Here is a 1199-nt window from a genome sequence, read left to right as displayed (position 1 = left end):
GATCAAGGGCATCAACCTCGATGCCGAGGTCGGCCAGCACATGCTCTACACCACCAATGCCGACGCGCCGGGCATCATCGGCCTGCTCGGCACCGTCTGCGGCGAGAACGGCGTCAACATCGCCAACTTCCAGCTCGGCCGCAACCGGCCGGGCGGCGATGCCATAGCGCTGCTCTATCTCGACGCGCCGTTCCCGGAAGCCGTGCTGGAAAAGGTCAAGGCGCATAAGTCGATCGACTCGGCCAAGCGGCTGCAGTTCGACATCAACGCGATGTGATCGAGGACAGGCGGTCGCCGACCCCCTCGTTGAGGCCGGCCGCCGCGGCGGCCGGTTCAGGTCAACTCGTCGGATCCATCGGAGACAGCCACGCGATGTCGGTAGACCAGTTCCCAACCCTTCCAGCCCGTAAACAGCAGGATGAGAACCACGATCAGCGATAGGACGAAGCCGGTTGGCATCACGGCCGCCGCTCCGCCGGCATACCGCGAGTACCAGTTGTAAAGCTCGATCAACACGACGAGTACATTGCCGCCGGCATGGAGCCATGCCGTCGTGAGATTGCGGATCTGAACATCGCCGAGAACATCCGTCAGGCCGGCAAGCGCAGCCAGGGCTGCCATGATCAGGCCTGCGCCGAGAAGCCAAAGCGACCCGGTGACCCATCCGGGATCGGCTGTTCGCCAGAAGATAAGATCGCAAACGAAGGCGCCGACAAAAAAGGCAATCGGAAACGGAATCAGCATGGGATGGATAGGGTGACCGGCAATGCTTGCCGTGCTGCGAGGGTTCGGGCTCATCATGTCGCCTCCCTGCCGTTCAAACTCCGCTGGAGGTGAAATGTTCCAAGTGAGGACGCGGCAGGGTTTATGCCGCTGTTTCCGGGCCATTGGCTAGATCCATGCTGTTCGCGTGAATCGCTGCAACGGGGAGAGCGTCAGCCGCCACATGTCATCTGCGGTGGTCCGCCACCGCCATCTTGCGCCCGCTGTATTCGGCAAGCCCGATGCCGCCCAGCACGAGCACCAAAGCCAGTGCCTGATAGAGGTGGAACGTCTCGCCGACGATCAGCACCGACAGCAGCGTGCCGAAGATCGGCACCAGATTGATGAACAGGCCGGCGCGGTTGGCGCCGATCAGTTCGTTGCCTCTGATGTAGAAGATCTGCGAAACGACGGAGGCGCCGATCGCCGTATAGACG

At 62.2% G+C, this 1199-nt stretch carries 2 protein-coding genes and 1 pseudogene; 1 reads left to right on the top strand and 2 read right to left on the bottom strand.

Translation table 11 applies throughout. The annotated features are described in order from the left end of the window. Positions 1–277, top strand: a pseudogene (locus EN750_RS35200) (phosphoglycerate dehydrogenase); the annotation flags it as partial. Between the two features lie 56 nt (positions 278–333). Here the strand turns inward: EN750_RS35200 and EN750_RS35195 are convergent. Together EN750_RS35195 and EN750_RS35190 are read right to left on the bottom strand one after the other, a co-directional pair. After that, the gene (locus tag EN750_RS35195; RefSeq protein WP_127399338.1) at positions 334–798 is read right to left on the bottom strand and encodes a DUF2231 domain-containing protein; all 465 of its coding nucleotides are present in this window, start codon (positions 796–798) and stop codon (positions 334–336) included. Between the two features lie 151 nt (positions 799–949). Continuing rightward, positions 950–1199 (bottom strand): DMT family transporter (locus EN750_RS35190; RefSeq protein WP_145968237.1); only part of this gene is annotated, 250 nt, incomplete at its 5' end.

The organism is Mesorhizobium sp. M7A.F.Ca.ET.027.03.2.1, from assembly GCF_003999175.1.
GTDB lineage: Bacteria > Pseudomonadota > Alphaproteobacteria > Rhizobiales > Rhizobiaceae > Mesorhizobium.
Note: the sequence above shows the minus strand (reverse complement) of the source record. Positions and strands in the feature narration are given on the sequence as shown.

Bases quoted from the DNA above. Each gene is read 5' to 3' on its own strand.
- EN750_RS35195 (WP_127399338.1), bottom strand. From the start codon at position 798: ATGAGCCCGAACCCTCGCAGCACGGCAAGCATTGCCGGTCACCCTATC.